This is a genomic window from Microbacterium xerophyticum (assembly GCF_053543555.1).
In genome coordinates, this window is the sequence record NZ_JBLVOB010000007.1 from 883,773 (window position 1) to 903,074 (window position 19,302).

The following is a 19,302-nucleotide window of genomic DNA, read 5'->3' on the forward strand; positions in this document are numbered from 1 at the left end:
GCGCACGCCCCACGCATCCGCCATGGGAGAAGACTTTCGCGGGTTCTCAGGCGCGAGAACCCCCTAAAGTCTTCTCCCATACGCACCGCGCGCCGCCGTTAGGCTCGCGGTGTGAGCACGGAGCCTGAGTACGAGATCGAGTTCCGCTGGAAGGAGCAGGTCTTCTACTGGGAGGGATCCCGCGGCCTGTACTTCGACGGCGGCTGGGGCGTACGGCCCTTCGTGACGTACTTCCCCAGCGCCGCCCGATGGCCGGAAGTCGTCCCCGAGTGGGCGATCGGGAAGCGCGACCTCGTGCTGCAACGCCTCATCGACGACGGCCCTACCCATCGCGTCGAAGTGACGGATGTCTACAGCTACCCGGTCGGCGTGACCAGGTGACGACCGCACAGACGCGGCGAGAGCGCCCCCGGCATTACTCCTGCTTGCTGAACGCCCCACGCAGCACCAGGTACACGACCACGGCGACCACGGCGACGAGGGCGAGCTTGGCGATGAACCACAGCACCGAGAACAGCGCGCTGACCACGAACCACGCGACGATGACCGCGACCACGACGCCGACGATGGTCCACACGTTGTTCTTGTTCATGCCTTCAGCCTAACCGCGCAGCATCCGGGCTTCACTGGGCGTCCAGTGCGCCGAAGCGCTCTGCCGACGCGACCTGCTGCGCCACGCGGCGCAGTGCCAGCAGCAGCGGCTCGACGAGCACCGAACCGAGCACGACGTATCTGACCGCCGCCTCCACCGACTCGGTCGGGACGCCGGCGATCTCGACATCCGCCACATCGCGCATGCTCTTGAGGTAGACCGGCAGCGCCCCGTTCGCCAGGTCGAACCCGGCGTTCTCGAGACCCTGCAGCGCGCGGGCGACGTCGTGCAGCACGGCGTCGTCGCACATCCCTGGCTTCCATCCGAGGCCGGCGACCGCCTCCTGCGCGGCGGAGAGATCGAGCGACTCATCGGCCGGCGGGGTGATCGCCGCGTGCGCCGTGCCGAGCAGCCGGTGGGCGTTCTCTGGCGGATCGTCCAGCGCATCGAGCACCCTCCGCGTCTCGGCGATGCTGACCCCGGCCGTGATGAGAGCGCGGATGACGCGCAGCCGCTGCACGTGCGCCTCTCCGTACGCCGCCTGGGTCGGGGCGCTGCGCTCGCCCTCCGGCAGCAGCCCTTCACGCAGGTAGTACTTGATCGTCGGCACCGGCACACCCGTCTGCGCCGACAACTCAGAAATTCTCATGATCACCTCTTGACATCGATAGTAGCGCTATCCATTATGGATAGTACAGCTATCCAGTAGGGAGGACGCCATGTCGAAGGTCGTCAACGGACGCATGACCCATCACCACGAGGGCGAGCTCGTCGTGTTCCACATCGGTATGCAGATCAACCGCTGGTGGCGGCCGGATCTCTGGGTGCCGGCATTCATGGCCATGCCCCGGATGCTGCGCGAGCTGTCGATGGACGAGGATTCCGGCCTCCTCGGGTACCAGCTGCTGTTCGGCAACGGCGGTCCGTACGTCGTGCAGTACTGGTCATCGATCGAGAAGCTCTACGCCTATGCATCCGCGCCCTCGCAGGAGCATCGTCCGGCATGGACCGCGTTCAACAAGGCGGCCCGCAAGGCGCCGGGTGCCGTCGGCGTGTGGCACGAGACGTTCCTCGCCGAGCGCGCCGAGAGCGTCTACGTGTCGACCAGACCGATGGGGCTCGCGAAGGCCACCGAGCACGGCGCGGTGGGCAGGCGGCACGACCGCGCACAGGCGCGCTTCGTGGGCGGCCGCACGGCGGCGAGCGCGCCCACCACCGGCGTTTCGAGTTAGCGCCGCGCGCCCACCAGCGGCCAGCGGCCGGTGCGCTCGCGGAACCGGATCGCGTCGAACAGCGGCTCGACGGGGAAGATCCGCGGATTGATGCTGAACTTCACGCCGGACGCCGAGCGCACCCGGAAGCTCGGCTGCCCGTTGACCTGCCGCATCCGGTAGTCGACGATGTCGACGTACCTGATCACGTGCTCGCGCCCCAGGATCGTGCGGAAATGCACTTCGTCGGACCGGGCATCGACGTACCAGTTGTTGTACATGACCAGGAAGAACACCCCGCCGGCGGCGATCACGAGCGAGGCGATGCGCATCGGCAGCAGATCGGCCGTGTAGCGGGAGGTGAATGCGCTCAGCGCCAGAAGGAACCCGACCGCAAGCAGCAACCATCCGGCGAGCGGGACGAAGATCGGCATCCGCACCCGGGACGGCGCCCGCTTGGAGCGGTTCGGACGCTTCATCGCCCACCACACGCCGGCGGCGACGAGAAGGATCGCCAGCGCGATCAGCGCGTACTTCAGGGCGAATGCGGACACCCCATGACTTTACGCGGTGGGCGCGCGCGTTCTACGCGGCGATCCCGTGCAGCAGCAGCTCGACCGTCACGCGGACGCGCTCCTCGCTCAGCGCACGCCCCTGCAGTGCGGCATACGACGCCGTCGCGACGAACTGATCCGCGATGGCCTCGGCGTCGGCATCCGCGCGCACGTCGCCGGCCTCCTTCGCCGCCGCGATCCGCGCGACCACCCACCGGACGATCGGGCTGGCGAAGCGCTCGTTGAGCGCCGCACCGAGCTCGGGATCCGTCGCCGTCACAGCGATCAGTGCGCGCGCGAGCGCGACGGACTCCGGCTTCCCCAGCCCGACCGAGGCGGCTGAGAACCAGGCGCGCAGGTCGGCTTCGAGGTCGTCGGTGATCGCCAGAGCGACGTCGCCACCGGGAAGCGAACCCTCGAGCAGTGCCTCGCCGAGGATGGCCGCCTTCGACGGCCACCACCGGTAGATCGTCTGCTTCGCGACGTCCGCCTCAGCGGCGAGGCCCTCGATCGTCACCGCAGCGTACCCCTCGCCCGCGATGGCGCGACGCATCGCGGCCAGCACCGCCTGGCGCGCTTTCTCACTACGAGGTCTCGGCACCGTTTCAGAGTATCGAGGAGTACCATGGAAGATAAGTAGACGCACCGTTGCGAAACACGGACGAAAGGGAGAATCATGGCACTGACCGCACACTCCACCATCGGCGAGTGGCTGAACGATCCGATCGGCGGCGAGCTCGTGCGCGGCATGCTCGCCCAGGCGGGTGCCGACGCCGACTCCCTCACGCCCGTGCTCGGGCTTCCCCTGCAGCAGATGGTCGTGCTCAGCCAGGGCGCGATGGCGCAGTCGGTCGTCGACGACCTCGTCCGCGCCGCGAACGACGGCGAGATGCCCGCCGACACCGAGCCGACCGGCTGGGTCGAGAAGACCACCCCCAGCCGCTTCGCCGGGAAGACGATCATCGTCACCGGCGCAGCATCCGGAATCGGCAAGGCGACCGCATCGCGCATCGCCCGCGAAGGCGGCCGCGTCGTCGCCGTCGACATCGCGGCCGACAAGCTCGACGCCTTCAAGGCAGAGCTCGCGGATGCCGACATCATCACGGTCGCCGGCGACCTCACCAAGCAGGAATCGATCGACGCGGTCGTCGCCGCCGCCGGGGAGAAGGTCGACGGCCTCGCGAACGTCGCCGGCATCAACGACGACTTCTCGCCGGCGGGCGAGACTCCGGATGCCGTGTGGGACCGCGTGATCGCGATCAACCTCACCGCTCCGTTCAAGCTCATGCGCGCGGTGCTGCCCCTCATGGAGGCCGCCGGCCGCGGAGCGATCCTCAACGTCGCCAGCGAAGCGGGTCTGCGCGGCAACGCGTCGGGCAACGCCTACACGGCGAGCAAACACGGCATCATCGGCGTCACCAAGTCGGCGGCGTTCATGTACGCGCCGAAGGGCATCCGCGTGAACTCGGTCGCTCCGGGCGGCGTGGCCACCGGCATCCCGATGCCGCCGAACATGTCAGAGGTCGGCTCGGCGAGACTCGCGCCGTTCCAGCAGGCCATCCCGACCGTCGCGACAGCCGAGCAGCTCGCCGCCTCGATCACGTTCCTGCTCTCCGATGACGCCGTGAACATCAACGGCGCGATCGTCGCGAGCGACGGCGGCTGGTCCGTGCAGTAAGCACCGACCGGCCAGATTGAAGGATGCCGATGTCCAGCTCTCCGTATCATCCCGAGCTCGCGCTCGCGCGCTTCCTGCCGAGCATTCCGACCGGCCCGCGGATGGTGAAGCTGATGCGAAGTGCAAGGCCACGGGGCACCGATCCAGGTCCGGACGTCACCGTCGAGGAGATCTCCATCTCCCCGACGGTCTCGATCCGCCTCTTCCGCCCCGCCGTCAGCATCGACCCCGTGCCTGCGATGCTGTGGATGCACGGTGGCGGTCACCTCTTCGGAACACCCGAACAGGACGACCGCAGCAGTATCGCGTTCGTCAGAGAACTGGGAATCGCCGTCGCGGCGGCACGCTACCGTATCGGCTCGGACGCACCGGCTCCGGCATCGGTCGAGGACTGCTACGCCGCCCTCGATGCGCTCGCGACCCGGGGTGCGGAGTGGGGCATCGATCCGGCGCGGCTCGCCATCGGCGGTGCCAGCGCGGGCGGCGGGGTCGCGGCGGGGCTCGCGCTGTACGCCCTCGACATAGGCGGCGTGCAGCCCCTGTTCCAGCTGCTGGTCTACCCGATGCTCGACGACCGCACCGTGCTCCGATCCGACGCCGAGTCCAAGTACCACCGCGGCTGGAACATGAAGAACAACCGGCACGGATGGACGACGTACACAGGCGGTGAACCGGGGCGGCCCGGCGTCTCGCCGTACGCAGCGCCCGCCCGCCGCGAAGATCTCGCAGGTCTTCCGCCGACGTGGATCGGCGTGGGATCCATCGACCTCTTCCATGACGAAGACGTCGACTACGCGCGAAGGCTGACTGCGGCAGGGGTGCCGTGCGAGCTGTACGTCGTTCCGGGCGCAACGCACGGTTTCGACCAGATGTTCACCAAAACCGACGTCGTGAAGGACTTCTGGCAGCAGCAGGTGAACGCGCTTCGCAGCGTGGGCTTCACGGCGTAGCCGAGGCGCGAACGAGCCGCGCCCCCGCGGCCTCAGACGAGGTCGCGGGGGTTCGTGCCGTAGGCGGCGCGGTCGTCGGTCGGGCCCTCGGAGAACTTGAGGTTGTGCTCGACCTGCCGCGCGACGGCCGCTTCACGCCCCGCGGCGATCGCCTCCTTCTCCTTCTCGAAGCCGGGGCCGAGCGTGCGCGATTCGCCTTCGATGCGGTTGAACCACAGCCCGTCCTGGCGGAACGTCTCGATGTCTCCTGCAGCCATGTCGCCTTCCTCCGTCGTGGTGCTTCCTTCCTACGACGGAGCGGGCGACCGGCGAACCCCCTTGCCTGCGAGGCGGATGCCGACTAACGGCCGGGCGCCGGCGCTCCCGCGGCAGCCCGCACACCGGCGACCACCATCGCGAGCCCGGCGTCGAAGGCGTCGCCGTCGTCGTCGATCTGCGAAGGCGTGAGATCGGCCGAGGCATCCGCCGCGCCCACCACAGCCGCATGCACGCGCTGCTGTTCGTGGAACGTGTAGCCGATCACGTAGTGCACGACGGTGTCGGCCGCGATCCGCGCCGACACCGCGTCGAGTCCCGAGGCTTCCGCTGCCGCCACGAGTCGCATCCGGCTCGGCAGCTCCAGCAGCCCGAGCGCGAGTGAGCTCGACACGAGCTCCGCACCGTCGCGGTGCGCGAGTAGCCTCTCGCGCAGGCCCGTCGCGATGGCGGCGAGGTCTGCGTCAGCAGCCGAATCACCCAGCGCGACGACCCGCGCGCTGACCGCCGCGAGCAGGCTCTGCTTGTTCGGGAAGTGCCAGTACAGCGCGCTGACCTGCACGTCGAGCACGTCGGCGATCCGCCGCATCGACAGGCCGGGCAGTCCGTTCTCGGCGAGAACCCGCATCGCTGCGTCGACGACGCCGGTGCGGTCATTACGGGCGGATGCAGGCACGGCGTTCATCCTGCTACTCTACAGAACACCGTTCAGGTGAACACTGTTCTAGTGAGCACTGTTCTGGAAGACCCCAAGGAGACCGATGTCGACCGCAGCAGCCCCGCGCCGCACCTTCCCGGTGCTGGCAGACCTCATTCCCGGCGCACGAGTGCGCGACGTCGTCCTGACGATCATCGGCACCGCATTCATCACGGTCGCCGGTTACATCACGATCCCGCTGCCGTTCACGCCGGTTCCGATCTCGCTCGCGACCTTCGCTGTGCTGCTGACCGGCGCGGCGCTCGGCCCGCTTCGAGGATCGGCGAGCGCCGGCCTCTATCTCGTGCTCGGCCTCGTCGGCGTGCCACTGTTCGCGAACGGTGCATCCGGCTGGGCGTTCTCGTCGTTCGGCTACATCCTCGGCTACGTCGCCGCGGCACTGCTCGTCGGCGCACTCGCGCGGCGCCGCTCCGACCGCTCGGTGTGGTCGACGCTCGGCCTCGCCGCGATCGGATCGCTCACGATCTACGCCTTCGGAGTGCCGTGGCTCGCCGCGTTCCTCGGCATCGACCTCGTCACGGCATTGACCCTCGGCGTGCTGCCCTTCCTCATCGGCGATGCCGTGAAGATCGTCGCGATGGCGGGCCTGCTGCCCGCGACCTGGCGCCTCGTTGACCGGTCGGGAGAGCGCAGCTGACCGAGCGCCGGGGACACTCCGGTCAGTCTTCGCGCGCCTCCTTCTGTAACAGACGCTGCACCTGATCGACGCCGGGGAAGGAAACGAGCTCCTCCCGCTCCGGCGCAGGCTCGCCTGCGGCGCTCGCCGGGTCCAGAAGCCGGCGCAGGCCGACTCGGATGATGGCGGGGTCCATCGACGTGATACCGCTCACCGCGAGGACAGACGCTCCTTGATCCAGCGCAGTCATGAGGCGTGCGATATCTTCCGGCGGGAGGTTCTCGTCGGAAGGTCGAGCGTCAGCGGCGGTTCGCTCGTATGCGTCGATCATCACCTGCATCCGTTCGCGCAGCGCGAGAGCGAGCTTCTCATCCCTGGCCGCAGTCGCGATGAACTCGAGTGTCGCGAGTGCGAACCCGCGCACCATCTCCGCGATATCCAGCCCGCCTATGGTCTTCGGCATCGCCGTACCAGCATCAGGCGCATCGGCCACGGAGAACGGATCCCATCGCCCGTCGCGCAACATCTCCTGATTGAAGTCCATCAGAGCGAGGAAAAGATCTGATTTGCCGGCGAAGTTGGAGTAGACGGCACCTTTGGAGAATCCTGCGTCGTTCGCGATGCTTTCCAGACTCGTCGCGTGGTAACCGTCACGGGAGAACGCCTCCAGCGCGGCGAGGATGAGCGCTTCGCGAGTTTCGCGCTGCCGCTCGACGCGGGTCCGCGGTGTACGGGAAGTCGAGCCAGTGACCATCTCTCCACTGTATCCGTTGACCTACCGCTCGAATCTAGATACTGTCGGTATGCGAGATACCGCTGGTATCCGAATTGAGAGAGCAGGCGGAGATGAACACAGTGCTGAAGGTGGACGACCTCACTCGACGCTTCGGAGCGGTCGTCGCGAACGACGGGATCGACCTGCAGGTGCGGGCAGGAGAGGTCCTCGGCCTCCTCGGACACAACGGCGCCGGCAAGACCACTCTCGTCTCGCAGATCGTCGGTCTGCTTCGGCCGCACGGCGGAGCGATCCGGGTGGCAGGTGTCGATGCGATCGCCGCTCCGGCGACCGCACGGCGTTGTGTGGCACTCCAGCCCCAGGCCCAGGCTCCGCTGGACGGCCTGACTCCGAAAGCAGCGATCGAGATCGCCGGCCGATTGAGAGGGATGTCGCGGGGCGATGCACGCCGCTCCGCGCTTGCCCTTTCCGACGAACTCGACATCGGCGAGTGGTTCAACCGCCGTGCAGCGCCTGACGGCGGCGGGATCTCTGGAGGCGTGCGCCGACTCACTGCTTTCGCCATGGCTGCTGTGGCCCCGGTACCGCTGGTCGTTCTCGATGAGCCGACCAACGACGTCGACGCCTCGCGCCGCCGCCGCCTGTGGAAGACAATGCGCCGTCTGGGCGATGAAGGAGCAGCCGTGCTGCTCGTCACCCACAACGTCGTCGAGGCCGAACGAGTGGTCGATTCCCTCGTCGTGCTCGATCGCGGCAAGGTCGTCGCCAGCGGTTCTCCCAGCCGGCTCCGCGGATCCGGCGACGACGACCTCCAACTCGAGCTCTCCCTGAATCCTGACGGTACCGACCCATCCCTTCTCGGGGCGCCGTTCCCGATCGCCCGCCGGGTTGCGCCGGGGCGCCGGGTGCTATTGACGATCTCCGCAGCGGATGCTGCCGCGGCTGTGTCCTGGGCGACAGCTCTCCGCACGTCCGAGCACATCGACGGATATGCGCTGGCACCGGCCACTCTCGAGGACGCTTATCTCGCCGCTACCGCGAGCACCGATCCACGCGCGAAGGAGACCGCTGATGTCTGAGCAGAGGACGATCGCCGTTTCAGTGCCTCGACGCACCGGACTCTGGGTCGGTTACACGACCCTGCTGCGCTGGACGATGGCACAGACCGGCAGCATGCTGCCCTTCGTCATCGTCGTGCAGGCGGTGCTCGCTGCCGGAATCATCGTCGGGTTCGGCTTGCTCATCCCCGACATCACCACCGCATCCGCTCAGTTCCTCTCCACCGGAGCGCCCACGGTGATCCTCATGATCATCGGGCTCGTCATGGTCGCCACCGGCGTCGCACAGGCCCGCACGAGCGGAACGTTCACGTACCTCCGTTCCCTGCCGGTGCCTCGGCCACTCGTGCTGGCAGCAGACCTGACCGTGTGGCTCACCGTCATGCTCCCGAGCGTCGCGGTCGCGGTGCTCGTGGCGCAGTTGAGGTACGGATTCAACTACTCGTTCGACTGGCCGGTTCTCGTGACAGCATCCGTCTTGACCGCTCTCACCGCATCAGCGATCGGCTATGCGATCGCCGTCACCCTGCCGCCGTTGCTGACGCAGCTCGTCACTCAGGTGCTGGTGTTCTTCGTGATGCTGTTCTCTCCGGTCACGTTCCCGGCCGACCGGCTCCCGGAATGGTTCCGAGTCGTGCATGACTTCCTGCCGTTCCGACCAGCCGCAGACCTCATCCGCTCCGGTCTGCTGGCGGACATCTACCCGATGAACGGGCGCGATCTCATCGTGCTCGTCATCTGGTGCGCGCTCGCGCTCGTGGTCAGCATCCGCGCGATGATCCGGCGAGGGTGAGGCGGAGCGCCGCAGTCAGCGCGGAGCCGCCCGGAGCACCATGCCCCGGGCAGCTCGCGAGTTCATCGTCAGCGCGCCTCTTCCGGCACCGCCTCGATGTCGTTGCTGCTCGTCTCCGGGCCGAAGGCCAGAGCGACGAGGGTGAGGATCGTGAGCACCAGCAGGTACACGACGATGATCCACCAGTGCCCGACCGCGGCGAGCAGCGCGGTCGCGATCAGCGGGAGGAATCCTCCCGCGAGCACGGATCCGATCTCTCGGGCGAAAGCGAACCCGGACAATCGCGTGCGGGTGTCGAACAGCTCGGCGAAGTAGGCCGCCTGCGGGGCGAGCATCGCCGGGTACAGCACTCCGAGCCCGACGACGAACCCGAGCACCAGAAGCGGGGGCGACATCGTCTCGACGAGCATGAAGAACGGCACGAGCCAGATGATCGAGGCGATCGCTCCTCCTGCGTACACGGGGCGACGACCGACTCTGTCGCTCAGCGCCGCCCACAGCGGGATCGCGATCACCTGCACGACCGAGGCGATCACCACGGCCATGAGTGTGACCGAGGTCGGCACACCGAGCGAGTTCACCGCGAAGCCGACGGCGAAGACCGGGAACAGGTACGCGAACCCGTTCTCCGCGAACCGCGCGCCGACGACGACCAGGAAGTTCCGCGGGTGGCGGCGGATAGCTTCGAACACCGGGATCTTCGTCTGCTTGGCGACGCCCTGCGCCTCGGCCTTGACCGCTTCCTCGTAGGCGGGGGTCTCATCGATCGTCCGGCGGATGAAGTACCCGACGACGAGCAGGAGAGCCCCGAGCAGGAACGGCACGCGCCAGCCCCACGCCTGGAAGTCCTCCTCCGAGAGGATGGTCGTCATCAGCTGGAACACGCCCGTCGACAGCAGCGTCGCGACAGCGAAACCCATCGGCGCCCATGCCCCGGCGAGACCGCGACGGCGCTGGTCGCCGTGCTCGACGGAGAGCACGACGGCGCCCGCGTACTCGCCACCGGCACCGAAGCCCTGCAGAAGACGCAGCACGATCAGCATGATCGGCGCACCGACCCCGATCGCCGCGTATGTGGGGAGGACGCCGATCAGCGTGGTCGCGATGCCCATCAGGACGATGGTGAAGACGAGCATCTTCTTGCGACCCACCTTGTCGCCCATGTTGCCGAGGATGATCCCGCCGAACGGACGGGCGAGGAAGCCCACCGCGTACGTCGCGAACGCCGCCAGGGTTCCCACGACGGGATCCGTCCCCGGGAAGAACTGCGAGTTGAGCACGAGGGCCGCCGCGGTCCCGTAGATCAGGAAGTCGTACCACTCGAGGGTGGTGCCCACGAGCGCGGCGATGCCGGCCTTCCTCGCCTGTTTGCGCTGCGCCGCCGTTGGCGCAGCAGTGGTGGTTACTGTCACTGGTCCATCTCCTTCGTTGGTTGAGGGAACTCCTGGTCGCATCACTGCGACCTCAGGAAGAAGGGCGACGCAGCACGGCGCCCTTCTGAATCGGTCCGACGAGCGCCGCGTACTGTCCGAGCCAGCCGCGTTCGACGCGGGAATCTCCGGCGCGCACCGGCGCCCCGTTCCGCGCGGGGTCGGCGTCGATGCGGCGGGCGTCGAGGTCGATGCGGATGAGATCGCCCTGCTCGATACCGGCGAGAGGTCCGCCGTCCGCGGCTTCGGGCATGACCTGGCCGACGACGAGGCCGTGGTTGAGACCGGACAGCTCGCCGTCGGTGACGACAGCGACCTGACCGCCGAGCCCCGCCCCGTTCAACGCCGCCACGAAACTGGCGGCGAACACGGTGCCGGGGCCGCCCCTCGGGCCCATGCCGCGGAGCACGATGACGTCGCCGGGGTGGATCTCGCCCGCGCCCAGGGCGTCGATGGCGTCGTCCTCCGCGGTGAACACGACAGCGGGGCCGTCGAACTGACGCCGCGCCGCGCCGACGCCGGCGACCTTGACGATCGCGCCGTCCGGCGCCACCGATCCGCGAAGGATGATGAGACCGGGCTCCGGCTTCACCGGATCGTCGAGCGTGTGCAGTACGTCGCCGTCGGCATCGCGCGCACGCTCTGCGCGTTCGGCGACGCTGACGCCCTCGACAGTGAGCGCCGAACCGTGCAGTCGCGGCATCAGCGTGCGCAGCACGGTCTGCACCCCGCCGATCTCATCGAGATCCCAGACCTGGTGCGCGCCGTTCGGGCGGATGGCGGCGAGCTGCACGGCATCGCGCCCCTTCTGCTCGAACAGTGCGACGACGTCCTGATCGAGATCGGCCTCGGCCGAGATCGCGGTGAGATGGCGGACGCAGTTGACCGACCCGCCCAGGGCGAGCGCGACCTCCACCGCGTTCTCGATCGACTCGGCGGTGATGATCTGACGGGCGGTGATGCCCTCGGTGACCATGTCGACGATGCGATGACCGGCCGCCGTCGCGTTGCCGAGCATCTGCTCGGAGTTCGCGCGGGTGGGAGCGGAGCCGGCCACCGTCATCCCGAGCGCTTCGGCGATGCAGTGCATCGTGTTCGCGGTGGCCAGTCCCGCGCAGACACCCGGTCCTTGGATCGCCGAGTCGGCGAGATCGCCGAGCTGCGGCGCCGTCATCTCACCGGAGGAGATCGCGCCCACCGACTCGTAGACCGTGTCGATGTCGACCGAGCAGCCGTTCCAGGTGCCGCCGCGCTGGTACCCGCCGATCACGACGATGCTCGGCAGGTCGAGCCGTGCGGCCGCCATCAGGTGGGCGGGCGTGGTCTTGTCGCACGAGGAGAGGAACACGATGCCGTCGAGCACGGCACCCTCCACCGCGGCCTCGACATCGTTGACGATCAGGTCCCGCGTCGGCATCAGGTAGCGGCCCTTCCGGCCCGCGCTGGTGACGAAGTCGCTGGGGGCGGTCGTGCGGATCTCGAAGGGCAGGCCGCCCGCTTCGCGAATGGCGTCGGCCACGCGCACCGCCACGTCGTCGAGGTGCGCGAAGCACACCGACAGCTTGGACGAGGTGTTCACGATCGCGATCTTGGGCTTCTCCTGATCCGCGAGGGGAATGCCCATGGCACTCCACTGCGCGCGCCGGACGGCCCATCTCGTGGTGCCGGGTGTGAAGTTGCTCCGCAGCGTCTCGGTCGGTGTCGCCTGGCTCATCGTCGAACTTCTTCCTTGTCGGTTGCCGGAGCATCAACGCTCAGCGCGCTGCCCTCGGCGATCATTCTGGTGGCGACCTCGCGTCCGTCGAGGTCTCGGTATGCGCGGCCGGTGCTCAGGGAGAGCAGCGTCGCCTGGGCGGCGGCGTGGCCGTATTCGAAGCATTGCGCGGTGACCCGCGCGGATGCGAGCGCCTCATGCTCGGCGCTCAGGCAGCGACCGGCGACGATGACGTTCTCGCCCGTCGTCGGCACGAGGGTGCCGTAGGGCACGTCGTAGTAGTCGTCAAGTATCCAGTGCAGCTTCGGCCGCTCGCCGTCGTGGAGCTCGATCGGCCACGGCGACCGGCAGATCCCGTCGGCCGCCTTGCGCGCGCCCACGACATCATCGTTCGTGAGCGTCGCGATGCCCTCGACGGTGCGCGTCTGACGGATGCCGACCTCCACGCCCGTGTCGACGACGAAGACATCGCGGCAGCCGGGAACGTTCCGGCGCAGGAACGCCTCGTACGCCCGCACCTGCTCGCGCCCCCGCACCTCGGCGGTCGTGAAGTCGGCGGGGTCGATCACGTTGAGCACTCGCCCGGCTTCGCCGATCAACCGCGTGGCGTTCACGAGCAGCTCATCCGGGCGCCCGGTGTCGAACATCCAGATCTTGTCGCGCGGAAGCTCCATGCCGGCGGCCCGAGCCTCCCTGATCCGGTCGGAGACCCACGGGGGGCTGATCGTGTCATCGCCCCACGCGTCCCAGAAGGCCGGAAGATCGACGTTGCCGAGCCGGAAGAACATGGTGGGGTTCTGGATGCGGCCGTTCGCGCCGAACCGGTACGAACCGCCTCCGCGTGCCACGACGGCGGCGTCACCCGAGGCATCGATGATGCGTGCGGCGCGCACGACGCCCAGGCCCGCATTGGAGGCGACGACCACGCCCTGATACACGTCGGCGTCCTTGATGACGCCGACGACATCGGTGTGGAACAGGATCTCGACGCCGGCGCGGGTGAGCAGCGCATCCGCCGTCTCGCGCCATTTCAGCGGGTCGTGCGCGCTGGTGTACGTCTTGCCGTACTTCTGGGGAGCCGTGAGCCCGCCGCGCTGCCGCAGCTCGCCGGCGAAGCGCTCCGTGAAGCCATGGACGACCTGTTCGGGCGCGGCGCCGGAGTCGGACGCGAGGTACATGCCGCAGATCGTCCCCGACATCCCCGCGACGGCCGCGCCGCCGGCGAAGCCGTACTTCTCGAGGATCAGCACGCGCGCTCCGGCTTCGCCGGCGACCGTGGCGGCTGCGACGCCCGCGGCGCCGGCTCCGACGACGAGCACATCGACGTCGGCGATCACCGGCAGGCGGTCCGTGTCGATGACGGGTGTGGTGAGGCTCCAATGCCCAACTGAGATATCAGTCATGTATTAAACGTACATCGGTTGTTCGACTACTGTCTATAAGGGAGGCGAAAATGGCTGGGAACATGACCGATGACGCGTTCGAGAAGATCGAGCGGATGATCGTCCTGCAGGAGATCGCGCCGGGGAGCCTGATCTCCGAGAAGCAGCTCACCGAGGCGACCGGCATCGGGCGCACACCGGTGCGCGAGGCCCTCCAACGCCTCGCGAGGGACAGGATGGTGGAGATCCACCCGCAACGAGGCGTCCTCGTGCCGCCGAGCAGCATCGAGGCGCAGCTCAAACTGCTCGAACTGCGCCGGAACCTCGAGCCGTTCGCCGTGCGGCTGGCAGCCGAGCGGGCTTCCGCCGAGCAGCGCGATCGCGCCGGCGCACTCACGGCCCGCGCCCGTTCGCTCGACATCCCGCTCGAGGACTTCCCGCAGTTCCTGCGCGACGCCCACGACCTCATCGTCGCCGCGGCGCACAACGAGTTCCTGTCCGTGGCGATGGCTCCGCTGCAGGGACTCTCCCGCCGTTTCTGGTTCTCGCACCTGTCTCAGCCGGCCGACGACGTCGCCGAGGCCGCCGCCCTGCACGCGGCGGTGCTGGATGCCGTCGCCGGCGGAGACGTGGACGCCGCCGCCGATGCGTCGCTCGCGCTCAACGACTACCTCGTCCGCTTCGCGTACGCGACTCTTCCTCAGCAGGGAACTCCCTCCGGCTCGGCCGGGTGACGTCGACGGCCGCCCCGCCGATCGCCTCCGCGCACGCCGGTAGACTTGACCTCGCCCCGCCGGCCCTGATCTTGGAGTGCGCGTGACCACCCCCACCCCCGAAGCATCCACTCGTCAGCACGTCCCCGACTCGGTGAGCAACGCCGAGGCGACTCCCGAGAAGGAGCAGCCGTACGCGGCGCTGGGACTCAAGCCCGACGAGTACGCCCGCATCCGCGAGATCCTCGGCCGCCGCCCCACCTCGGGCGAGCTGGCCATGTACTCGGTCATGTGGTCGGAGCACTGCTCCTACAAGTCGTCGAAGAACTACCTGCGCCGCTTCGGCCAGAAGGTCTCCGACGAGATGAAGGAACGCCTCATGGTGGGCATGGGCCAGAACGCGGGCGTCATCGACGTCGGCGAAGGCTGGGCCGTCACGTTCAAGGCCGAATCGCACAACCACCCGTCCTTCATCGAGCCGTTCCAGGGTGCGGCCACCGGCGTCGGCGGCATCGTCCGCGACATCATCTCGATGGGCGCTCGCCCCGTCGCCGTGATGGATGCGCTCCGCTTCGGCGCGATCGACCACCCGGACACCGCCCGCGTCGTGCACGGCGTCACCGCCGGTATCAGCTTCTACGGCAACTGCCTCGGCCTGCCGAACATCGGCGGCGAGACGGTCTTCGACTCCGTCTACCAGGCCAACCCGCTCGTCAACGCGCTGGCGGTCGGCGTGCTGCGCCACGAGGACCTCAAGCTCGCGAACGCCGAGGGCGTCGGCAACAAGGTCGTCCTCTTCGGCGCCCGCACCGGCGGCGACGGGATCGGCGGCGCCAGCATCCTCGCATCCGACTCGTTCGACGACGGCGGCCCCACCAAGCGTCCCGCGGTGCAGGTCGGCGACCCGTTCGCCGAGAAGGTGCTCATCGAGTGCTGCCTCGAGCTCTACAAGGGCGAGCTCGTCGAGGCGATTCAAGACCTCGGCGCCGCCGGCATCTCGTGCGCGACATCGGAGCTCGCGGCCAACGGCAACAGCGGCATGAAGGTCTCGCTCGACAACGTGCTGCTGCGCGATCCCTCGCTGACCGCTGAGGAGATCCTCATGTCGGAGTCGCAGGAGCGCATGATGGCCATCGTCGCCCCCGAGAAGCTCGATGCGTTCATGGAAGTCGTGAACAAGTGGGAGGTCGAGACCAGTGTGCTCGGCGAGGTCACCGGAGACGGCCGCCTCGTCATCGACTGGCAGGGCGAGCGCATCGTCGACGTCGACCCGTCCACGGTCGCGGTCGACGGCCCCGTCTACGACCGTCCGGTCGCGTACCCGACGTGGATCGACGCGCTGCAGGCGGATGCTGCGGAGCTGCTGCCGCGCACCGACGACGCCGAGGTGCTGCGCGAGCAGTTCCTCGCCCTGGTCGGCTCGCCGAACCTCGCCGACACGAGCTGGATCACCAACCAGTACGACTACTACGTGCTCGGCAACACCGCCCTGGCCTTCCCCGACGACGCCGGCATGATCCGCGTCGACGAGGAGTCCGGCCTCGGCTTCGCGATCTCCACGGACGCCAACGGCCGCTACTGCCAGCTCGACCCCTACGCGGGCGCTCAGCTCGCTCTCGCCGAGGCGTACCGCAACGTCGCCGTCACCGGCGCCACACCGACCGCGATCACCGACTGCCTGAACTTCGGCTCGCCCGAGAACCCCGAGGTCATGTGGCAGTTCGGCCAGACGGTCGACGGCCTGGCCGACGGATGCTACGAGCTCGGCACCCCGGTCACGGGCGGCAACGTCTCGTTCTACAACCAGACCGGCGACACTCCGATCCACCCCACGCCGCTGGTGGGCGTGCTCGGCATCATCGACGACGTCTCGCGCCGCATCCCGTCCGGCTGGCAGGACGAGGGGCAGAACATCTACCTGCTCGGCACCACCTCGACCGAGCTGTCCGGCTCGGCGTGGGCCGAGACGGTGCACAACCACCTCGGCGGTCTGCCGCCCAAGGTCGACCTCGCGGGTGAGAAGACCCTCGCAGGGCTCATCGGGGCCGCGCGCGACGAGTGGCTGATCTCTTCGGCGCACGACGTGTCGGAGGGCGGGCTCGCCCAGGCCCTCGCCGAGGGCGTCATGCGCTTCGGCATCGGCGCTCGCGTGTGGCTGACCGAGCTCATGGAGCGCGACGGTGTGGACGCGGCATCCGCTCTGTTCTCCGAATCGACGGGCCGCGTGATCGTCACCGTTCCCCGTGAGGACGACGTGAAGTTCCAGGGCCTGTGCGAGGGACGCGGCTACCCCGTGCTGCGCATCGGCGTCACCGACACCGTCTCCGACCTCGAGGTCACCGGGCTCTTCACGATCCCGGCATCCGAACTGCGCGAGCGTTCGCAGGCGACTCTTCCGGCGGCCTTCGGTCCGACCGTATCGGAGCCTGTGTGAGCGACATCGAGCGTCACGGCCAGGGCAGTCCTGTCCCGGCGCCCGGCTCCGCCTCAGGTGAAGAGGACTACGGCCGGCTCGGCGAGCGCCGCACCCGGCGGATGCGCATCGTCGCCTGGGTGACGATCGCCTCGCTGATCCTCATCGGCGGCGGCTCGACCGTGCTCTCGCTGCTGTTCGGCTGAGCTCGACCTACGGTACCGGAAACCGGCGGTTCGGCTCGCGCAGCTGCTACCGGCGGACGGTTCTCCGCTTCCGGCGGAGATCTCACCCATGGGCGGAGATCTGGGCTGAAATCCTCCGCCGAACGGGGAGAGATCCGCCCGTCGCGGTGCGGGTCGTCGAGCGAGCCGCACGGAGAATCGGTCGTCATTCCTGGCACCACTTCTCCTCCACAGCTGCCGCAGGTCGTCGAAGCCTCCACCGTTCGCGCTCTCGCGCTCTGCGATGTCGGAGCATCTGCGAAGACTGAGCGGCATCGCAGACGAAGGAGACACGATGAGCGAATCCAAGTTGGACCTGATCGCAAAGCTGCTCGCGAAGGCCGAGAGCACGACGCCCGAAGAGGCCGAGGCGCTGACCGAGCACGCCGAGAGGCTGATGGTCAAGTACGGCATCGAGCAGGCGCGGCTCGATGCGCGGCGCGCGGAGCTGGGCCAAGAGGGCGAGGAGATCGTGCAGGAGCAGATGGTCTTCACCGGCTCGTACGCGCGAGACATCCGCGAGTTGGGCGGCAACGTCGCGTTCGCGCTCGGTTCGATCAGGCCGATGCAGTCCGAGCGGCCGGGTGGCGGATTCATCCTGTATTTTGTCGGCTTCACCTCTGACGTGCAGCAGGCGAAGATCCTCACGGCGAGCCTCGAAGTGCAGGCGATGGTCGCGATGAGGGCGTGGTGGTCGAGTCGGCGCGAGCTGTACCGGTGGCACTCCGAGGGTGAGAAGCGCCGCGCGCGCAGCGGGTTCATCCGCGGCTTCGGCATCGGTGCCGCCCAGCGCCTCCGCGAGAGCCGGGCCGCGATCGTGGAGGAAGAGGGTTCGGGTACCGCGCTCGTGCTCGCGGATCGGCAGGACCGGGTGGATGCCGTCGTCGACGCGATTCCCCATCGTCGAGGGCGATCACGCCAGGGTGCCGATCGTTCCGCCTTCACACACGGGCATCGATCGGGCCTCGAGGCGAACACCGGTGGGAGCGCCGTCACGTCCGGGCGGGGTCTGGCGGGCTGAGCGGTGCGGTTCCCCTGACGCGGCACGGGCGGTACCCTCGGGCGTGAACGGAGGAACCATGACCATCCAGCCCCGCGACGTCGCCCGCGACGAAGACATCGAGGGATACCTGCTCGGCTCACCCGTGAGCGTCATGCGCGAGTACATCACCACACCCGGAAGAGGTCCGCGCCTGCACCGGCATCCCTACGCGGAAACGTTCGTGATCCACCACGGCCGGGCGCTGTTCACGGTCGGTGAGGAGAAGGTCGTCGGCACGGGAGGGCAGATCCTCGTCGTGCCCGCGCTGGTCGTGCACCGCTTCGAGGCTCTCGACGGCGGCACGTACGAGGCCACGCACGTGCACGCGAACGATCGCTTCGTCACGGAGTGGCTCGAGTAATCCGGCTGCGCCCGACCCGCACGCCCGCCGCCTCGGCCCCCGCGCGAGCCCGCACGCCGCCGCGTCCCCGCGGCCCCGCGCGCCGGCCACCGCCACCCACCCCGAACTCGCGCGACCCGCACACTTGTCAGTCGATTTGCACACATGGCTGGAGAAACCGGGGGTTTCCGGCAGCCATCCGTGCAGATCCACTGACATCCGTACGTCGGCGGGCGGCGCTAGCCTGACACCATGACCGACACCGAGCTGCGCACCCTGCTGGAGGTGCTGCGCCGCGAGGCGAACGCCCGCACCGAGTCGCTCTCCGCTGCCCTCGCCGAGCTCACGCACGATCGCAGCAGCCAGAGCGATGACGACGAGCACGATCCAGAGGGCGTTCCGTTGTCGGCCGAGTGGTCGCGATTGAGCGGACTGCTCGACGGTGCCCGTGACGAACTGCAGCAGGTCGACGACGCGCTGACCAGGATGGATGCCGGCGACTACGGCGTCTGCGCGAACTGCGGTCGCAGCATCCCGATCGCGCGACTGCGCGTGCGCCCCTTCGCCACTCTCTGCGTGCCCTGCGCGGAAAAACTGGGGCGCTGACCTCGCGCACGAGCGCGTTGTCAACCCTCTGTCCGTCGGCGGGCGGACGGACGACGCTGGGCGCACCCACCCACGGACAGGAGCATCCCATGAGCGACCCGAACACCGGCGAACCCCGCATGGACGACCCCATCGAGACCTCTCTCGACGGGGGCACCGGCGACCCGAACGACGACCGCGCGTACCTCGACGATCTCCCGCCCGCCCAGGTGGGGGGAGAGGACGACGACGATTCCGACGAGGCGGATGCCGACGCCTGAGCCCGTGCGCGGCCGGC

The 19,302-nt window shown here is 68.6% G+C and carries 24 protein-coding genes; 14 read left to right on the forward strand and 10 right to left on the reverse strand.

Going from position 1 to position 19,302, the window contains the following annotated elements:
• The first annotated feature begins 111 nt into the window (after positions 1 to 111).
• Positions 112 to 381: a hypothetical protein gene (locus ACNPNP_RS15790; protein ID WP_448966975.1), complete on the forward strand. Its 270-nt coding sequence runs from the start codon at positions 112 to 114 to the stop codon at positions 379 to 381.
• A gap of 34 nt (positions 382 to 415) precedes the next feature.
• Here the strand turns inward: ACNPNP_RS15790 and ACNPNP_RS15795 are convergent, their stop codons facing one another.
• Complete coding sequence (locus tag ACNPNP_RS15795) at positions 416 to 592, reverse strand: hypothetical protein (protein ID WP_448966976.1); 177 nt, start codon at positions 590 to 592, stop codon at positions 416 to 418.
• Positions 593 to 623: 31 nt separating this feature from the next.
• On the reverse strand, positions 624 to 1,241 hold the full coding sequence (locus ACNPNP_RS15800; protein ID WP_448966977.1) for a MerR family transcriptional regulator: 618 nt from the start codon (positions 1,239 to 1,241) through the stop codon (positions 624 to 626).
• A gap of 70 nt (positions 1,242 to 1,311) precedes the next feature.
• Here ACNPNP_RS15800 and ACNPNP_RS15805 point away from each other — a divergent pair, with 70 nt between their 5' ends.
• Positions 1,312 to 1,824 carry a DUF4188 domain-containing protein gene (locus ACNPNP_RS15805; RefSeq protein WP_448966978.1) on the forward strand — a complete coding sequence of 171 codons (513 nt, stop codon included), beginning with the start codon at positions 1,312 to 1,314 and terminating at the stop codon, positions 1,822 to 1,824.
• Here ACNPNP_RS15805 and ACNPNP_RS15810 read toward each other — a convergent pair.
• Both ACNPNP_RS15810 and ACNPNP_RS15815 read right to left on the reverse strand, forming a co-directional pair.
• Positions 1,821 to 2,357 (reverse strand): hypothetical protein, encoded by a 537-nt coding sequence (locus ACNPNP_RS15810; protein WP_448966979.1) that lies wholly within the window; start codon positions 2,355 to 2,357, stop codon positions 1,821 to 1,823. The two genes, ACNPNP_RS15805 and ACNPNP_RS15810, sit on opposite strands and share 4 nt — an antisense overlap.
• 31 nt (positions 2,358 to 2,388) lie before the next feature.
• Positions 2,389 to 2,958 carry a TetR/AcrR family transcriptional regulator gene (locus ACNPNP_RS15815; protein ID WP_448966980.1) on the reverse strand — a complete coding sequence of 190 codons (570 nt, stop codon included), beginning with the start codon at positions 2,956 to 2,958 and terminating at the stop codon, positions 2,389 to 2,391.
• A 75-nt stretch (positions 2,959 to 3,033) separates the two neighbouring features.
• Here ACNPNP_RS15815 and ACNPNP_RS15820 point away from each other — a divergent pair, with 75 nt between their 5' ends.
• Both ACNPNP_RS15820 and ACNPNP_RS15825 read left to right on the forward strand, forming a co-directional pair.
• Positions 3,034 to 4,035, forward strand: a complete 1,002-nt coding sequence (locus ACNPNP_RS15820) for an SDR family NAD(P)-dependent oxidoreductase (RefSeq protein ID WP_448966981.1) — start codon at positions 3,034 to 3,036, stop codon at positions 4,033 to 4,035.
• Between the two features lie 29 nt (positions 4,036 to 4,064).
• A complete protein-coding gene (locus ACNPNP_RS15825; protein WP_448966982.1) occupies positions 4,065 to 4,985 on the forward strand; it encodes an alpha/beta hydrolase in 921 nt (306 codons plus the stop codon).
• A gap of 32 nt (positions 4,986 to 5,017) precedes the next feature.
• On the opposite strand, the gene ACNPNP_RS15830 is transcribed toward ACNPNP_RS15825, so the two are convergent.
• Entirely contained in the window at positions 5,018 to 5,242 is a 225-nt protein-coding gene (locus ACNPNP_RS15830) for a DUF2188 domain-containing protein (protein WP_448966983.1), read from the reverse strand.
• Positions 5,243 to 5,325: 83 nt separating this feature from the next.
• Positions 5,326 to 5,925, reverse strand: a complete 600-nt coding sequence (locus tag ACNPNP_RS15835) for a TetR family transcriptional regulator (protein ID WP_448966984.1) — start codon at positions 5,923 to 5,925, stop codon at positions 5,326 to 5,328.
• Between the two features lie 76 nt (positions 5,926 to 6,001).
• Between ACNPNP_RS15835 and ACNPNP_RS15840 the strand changes: the two genes are divergently transcribed.
• Positions 6,002 to 6,595 (forward strand): biotin transporter BioY, encoded by a 594-nt coding sequence (locus tag ACNPNP_RS15840; protein WP_448966985.1) that lies wholly within the window; start codon positions 6,002 to 6,004, stop codon positions 6,593 to 6,595.
• Positions 6,596 to 6,617: 22 nt separating this feature from the next.
• Here ACNPNP_RS15840 and ACNPNP_RS15845 read toward each other — a convergent pair whose 3' ends face one another.
• A complete protein-coding gene (locus ACNPNP_RS15845; protein WP_448966986.1) occupies positions 6,618 to 7,328 on the reverse strand; it encodes a TetR/AcrR family transcriptional regulator in 711 nt (236 codons plus the stop codon).
• Between the two features lie 92 nt (positions 7,329 to 7,420).
• Between ACNPNP_RS15845 and ACNPNP_RS15850 the strand changes: the two genes are divergently transcribed.
• Together ACNPNP_RS15850 and ACNPNP_RS15855 are read left to right on the forward strand one after the other, a co-directional pair.
• Positions 7,421 to 8,389, forward strand: a complete 969-nt coding sequence (locus tag ACNPNP_RS15850; protein ID WP_448966987.1) for an ABC transporter ATP-binding protein — start codon at positions 7,421 to 7,423, stop codon at positions 8,387 to 8,389.
• Positions 8,382 to 9,161 carry an ABC transporter permease gene (locus tag ACNPNP_RS15855; RefSeq protein WP_448966988.1) on the forward strand — a complete coding sequence of 260 codons (780 nt, stop codon included), beginning with the start codon at positions 8,382 to 8,384 and terminating at the stop codon, positions 9,159 to 9,161. Before ACNPNP_RS15850 ends, ACNPNP_RS15855 begins: the two co-directional genes overlap by 8 nt.
• 68 nt (positions 9,162 to 9,229) lie before the next feature.
• Here the strand turns inward: ACNPNP_RS15855 and ACNPNP_RS15860 are convergent, their stop codons facing one another.
• Genes ACNPNP_RS15860 through ACNPNP_RS15870 form a run of 3 tightly spaced genes read right to left on the reverse strand, consistent with a single transcriptional unit; the run spans position 9,230 to position 13,708 of the window.
• Positions 9,230 to 10,573 carry an MFS transporter gene (locus tag ACNPNP_RS15860; RefSeq protein ID WP_448966989.1) on the reverse strand — a complete coding sequence of 448 codons (1,344 nt, stop codon included), beginning with the start codon at positions 10,571 to 10,573 and terminating at the stop codon, positions 9,230 to 9,232.
• Between the two features lie 52 nt (positions 10,574 to 10,625).
• The gene (gene ilvD, locus ACNPNP_RS15865) at positions 10,626 to 12,305 is read right to left on the reverse strand and encodes a dihydroxy-acid dehydratase (RefSeq protein WP_448966990.1); all 1,680 of its coding nucleotides are present in this window, start codon (positions 12,303 to 12,305) and stop codon (positions 10,626 to 10,628) included.
• Positions 12,302 to 13,708, reverse strand: coding sequence for an FAD-dependent oxidoreductase (locus ACNPNP_RS15870; RefSeq protein WP_448966991.1), 1,407 nt, complete (start codon positions 13,706 to 13,708; stop codon positions 12,302 to 12,304). Before ACNPNP_RS15870 ends, ilvD begins: the two co-directional genes overlap by 4 nt.
• Before the next feature lie 62 nt (positions 13,709 to 13,770).
• On the opposite strand from ACNPNP_RS15870, the gene ACNPNP_RS15875 reads away from it, so the two are divergent.
• The 7 genes from ACNPNP_RS15875 (at position 13,771) to ACNPNP_RS15905 (ending at position 19,285) form a co-directional block, all read left to right on the forward strand.
• The gene (locus ACNPNP_RS15875) at positions 13,771 to 14,421 is read left to right on the forward strand and encodes a GntR family transcriptional regulator (RefSeq protein ID WP_448966992.1); all 651 of its coding nucleotides are present in this window, start codon (positions 13,771 to 13,773) and stop codon (positions 14,419 to 14,421) included.
• A gap of 82 nt (positions 14,422 to 14,503) precedes the next feature.
• A complete protein-coding gene (gene purL, locus ACNPNP_RS15880; protein WP_448966993.1) occupies positions 14,504 to 16,834 on the forward strand; it encodes a phosphoribosylformylglycinamidine synthase subunit PurL in 2,331 nt (776 codons plus the stop codon).
• Positions 16,831 to 17,019 (forward strand): hypothetical protein, encoded by a 189-nt coding sequence (locus ACNPNP_RS15885; RefSeq protein ID WP_448966994.1) that lies wholly within the window; start codon positions 16,831 to 16,833, stop codon positions 17,017 to 17,019. The genes purL and ACNPNP_RS15885 overlap by 4 nt, the downstream gene beginning before the upstream one ends.
• 313 nt (positions 17,020 to 17,332) lie before the next feature.
• Positions 17,333 to 18,058: a DUF2786 domain-containing protein gene (locus tag ACNPNP_RS15890; RefSeq protein WP_448966995.1), complete on the forward strand. Its 726-nt coding sequence runs from the start codon at positions 17,333 to 17,335 to the stop codon at positions 18,056 to 18,058.
• Positions 18,059 to 18,116: 58 nt separating this feature from the next.
• Positions 18,117 to 18,440 (forward strand): cupin domain-containing protein, encoded by a 324-nt coding sequence (locus tag ACNPNP_RS15895; RefSeq protein ID WP_448966996.1) that lies wholly within the window; start codon positions 18,117 to 18,119, stop codon positions 18,438 to 18,440.
• A gap of 231 nt (positions 18,441 to 18,671) precedes the next feature.
• Entirely contained in the window at positions 18,672 to 19,025 is a 354-nt protein-coding gene (locus ACNPNP_RS15900; RefSeq protein ID WP_448966997.1) for a TraR/DksA family transcriptional regulator, read from the forward strand.
• A gap of 89 nt (positions 19,026 to 19,114) precedes the next feature.
• Positions 19,115 to 19,285 carry a hypothetical protein gene (locus tag ACNPNP_RS15905; RefSeq protein WP_448966998.1) on the forward strand — a complete coding sequence of 57 codons (171 nt, stop codon included), beginning with the start codon at positions 19,115 to 19,117 and terminating at the stop codon, positions 19,283 to 19,285.
• Positions 19,286 to 19,302: the final 17 nt, after the last annotated feature.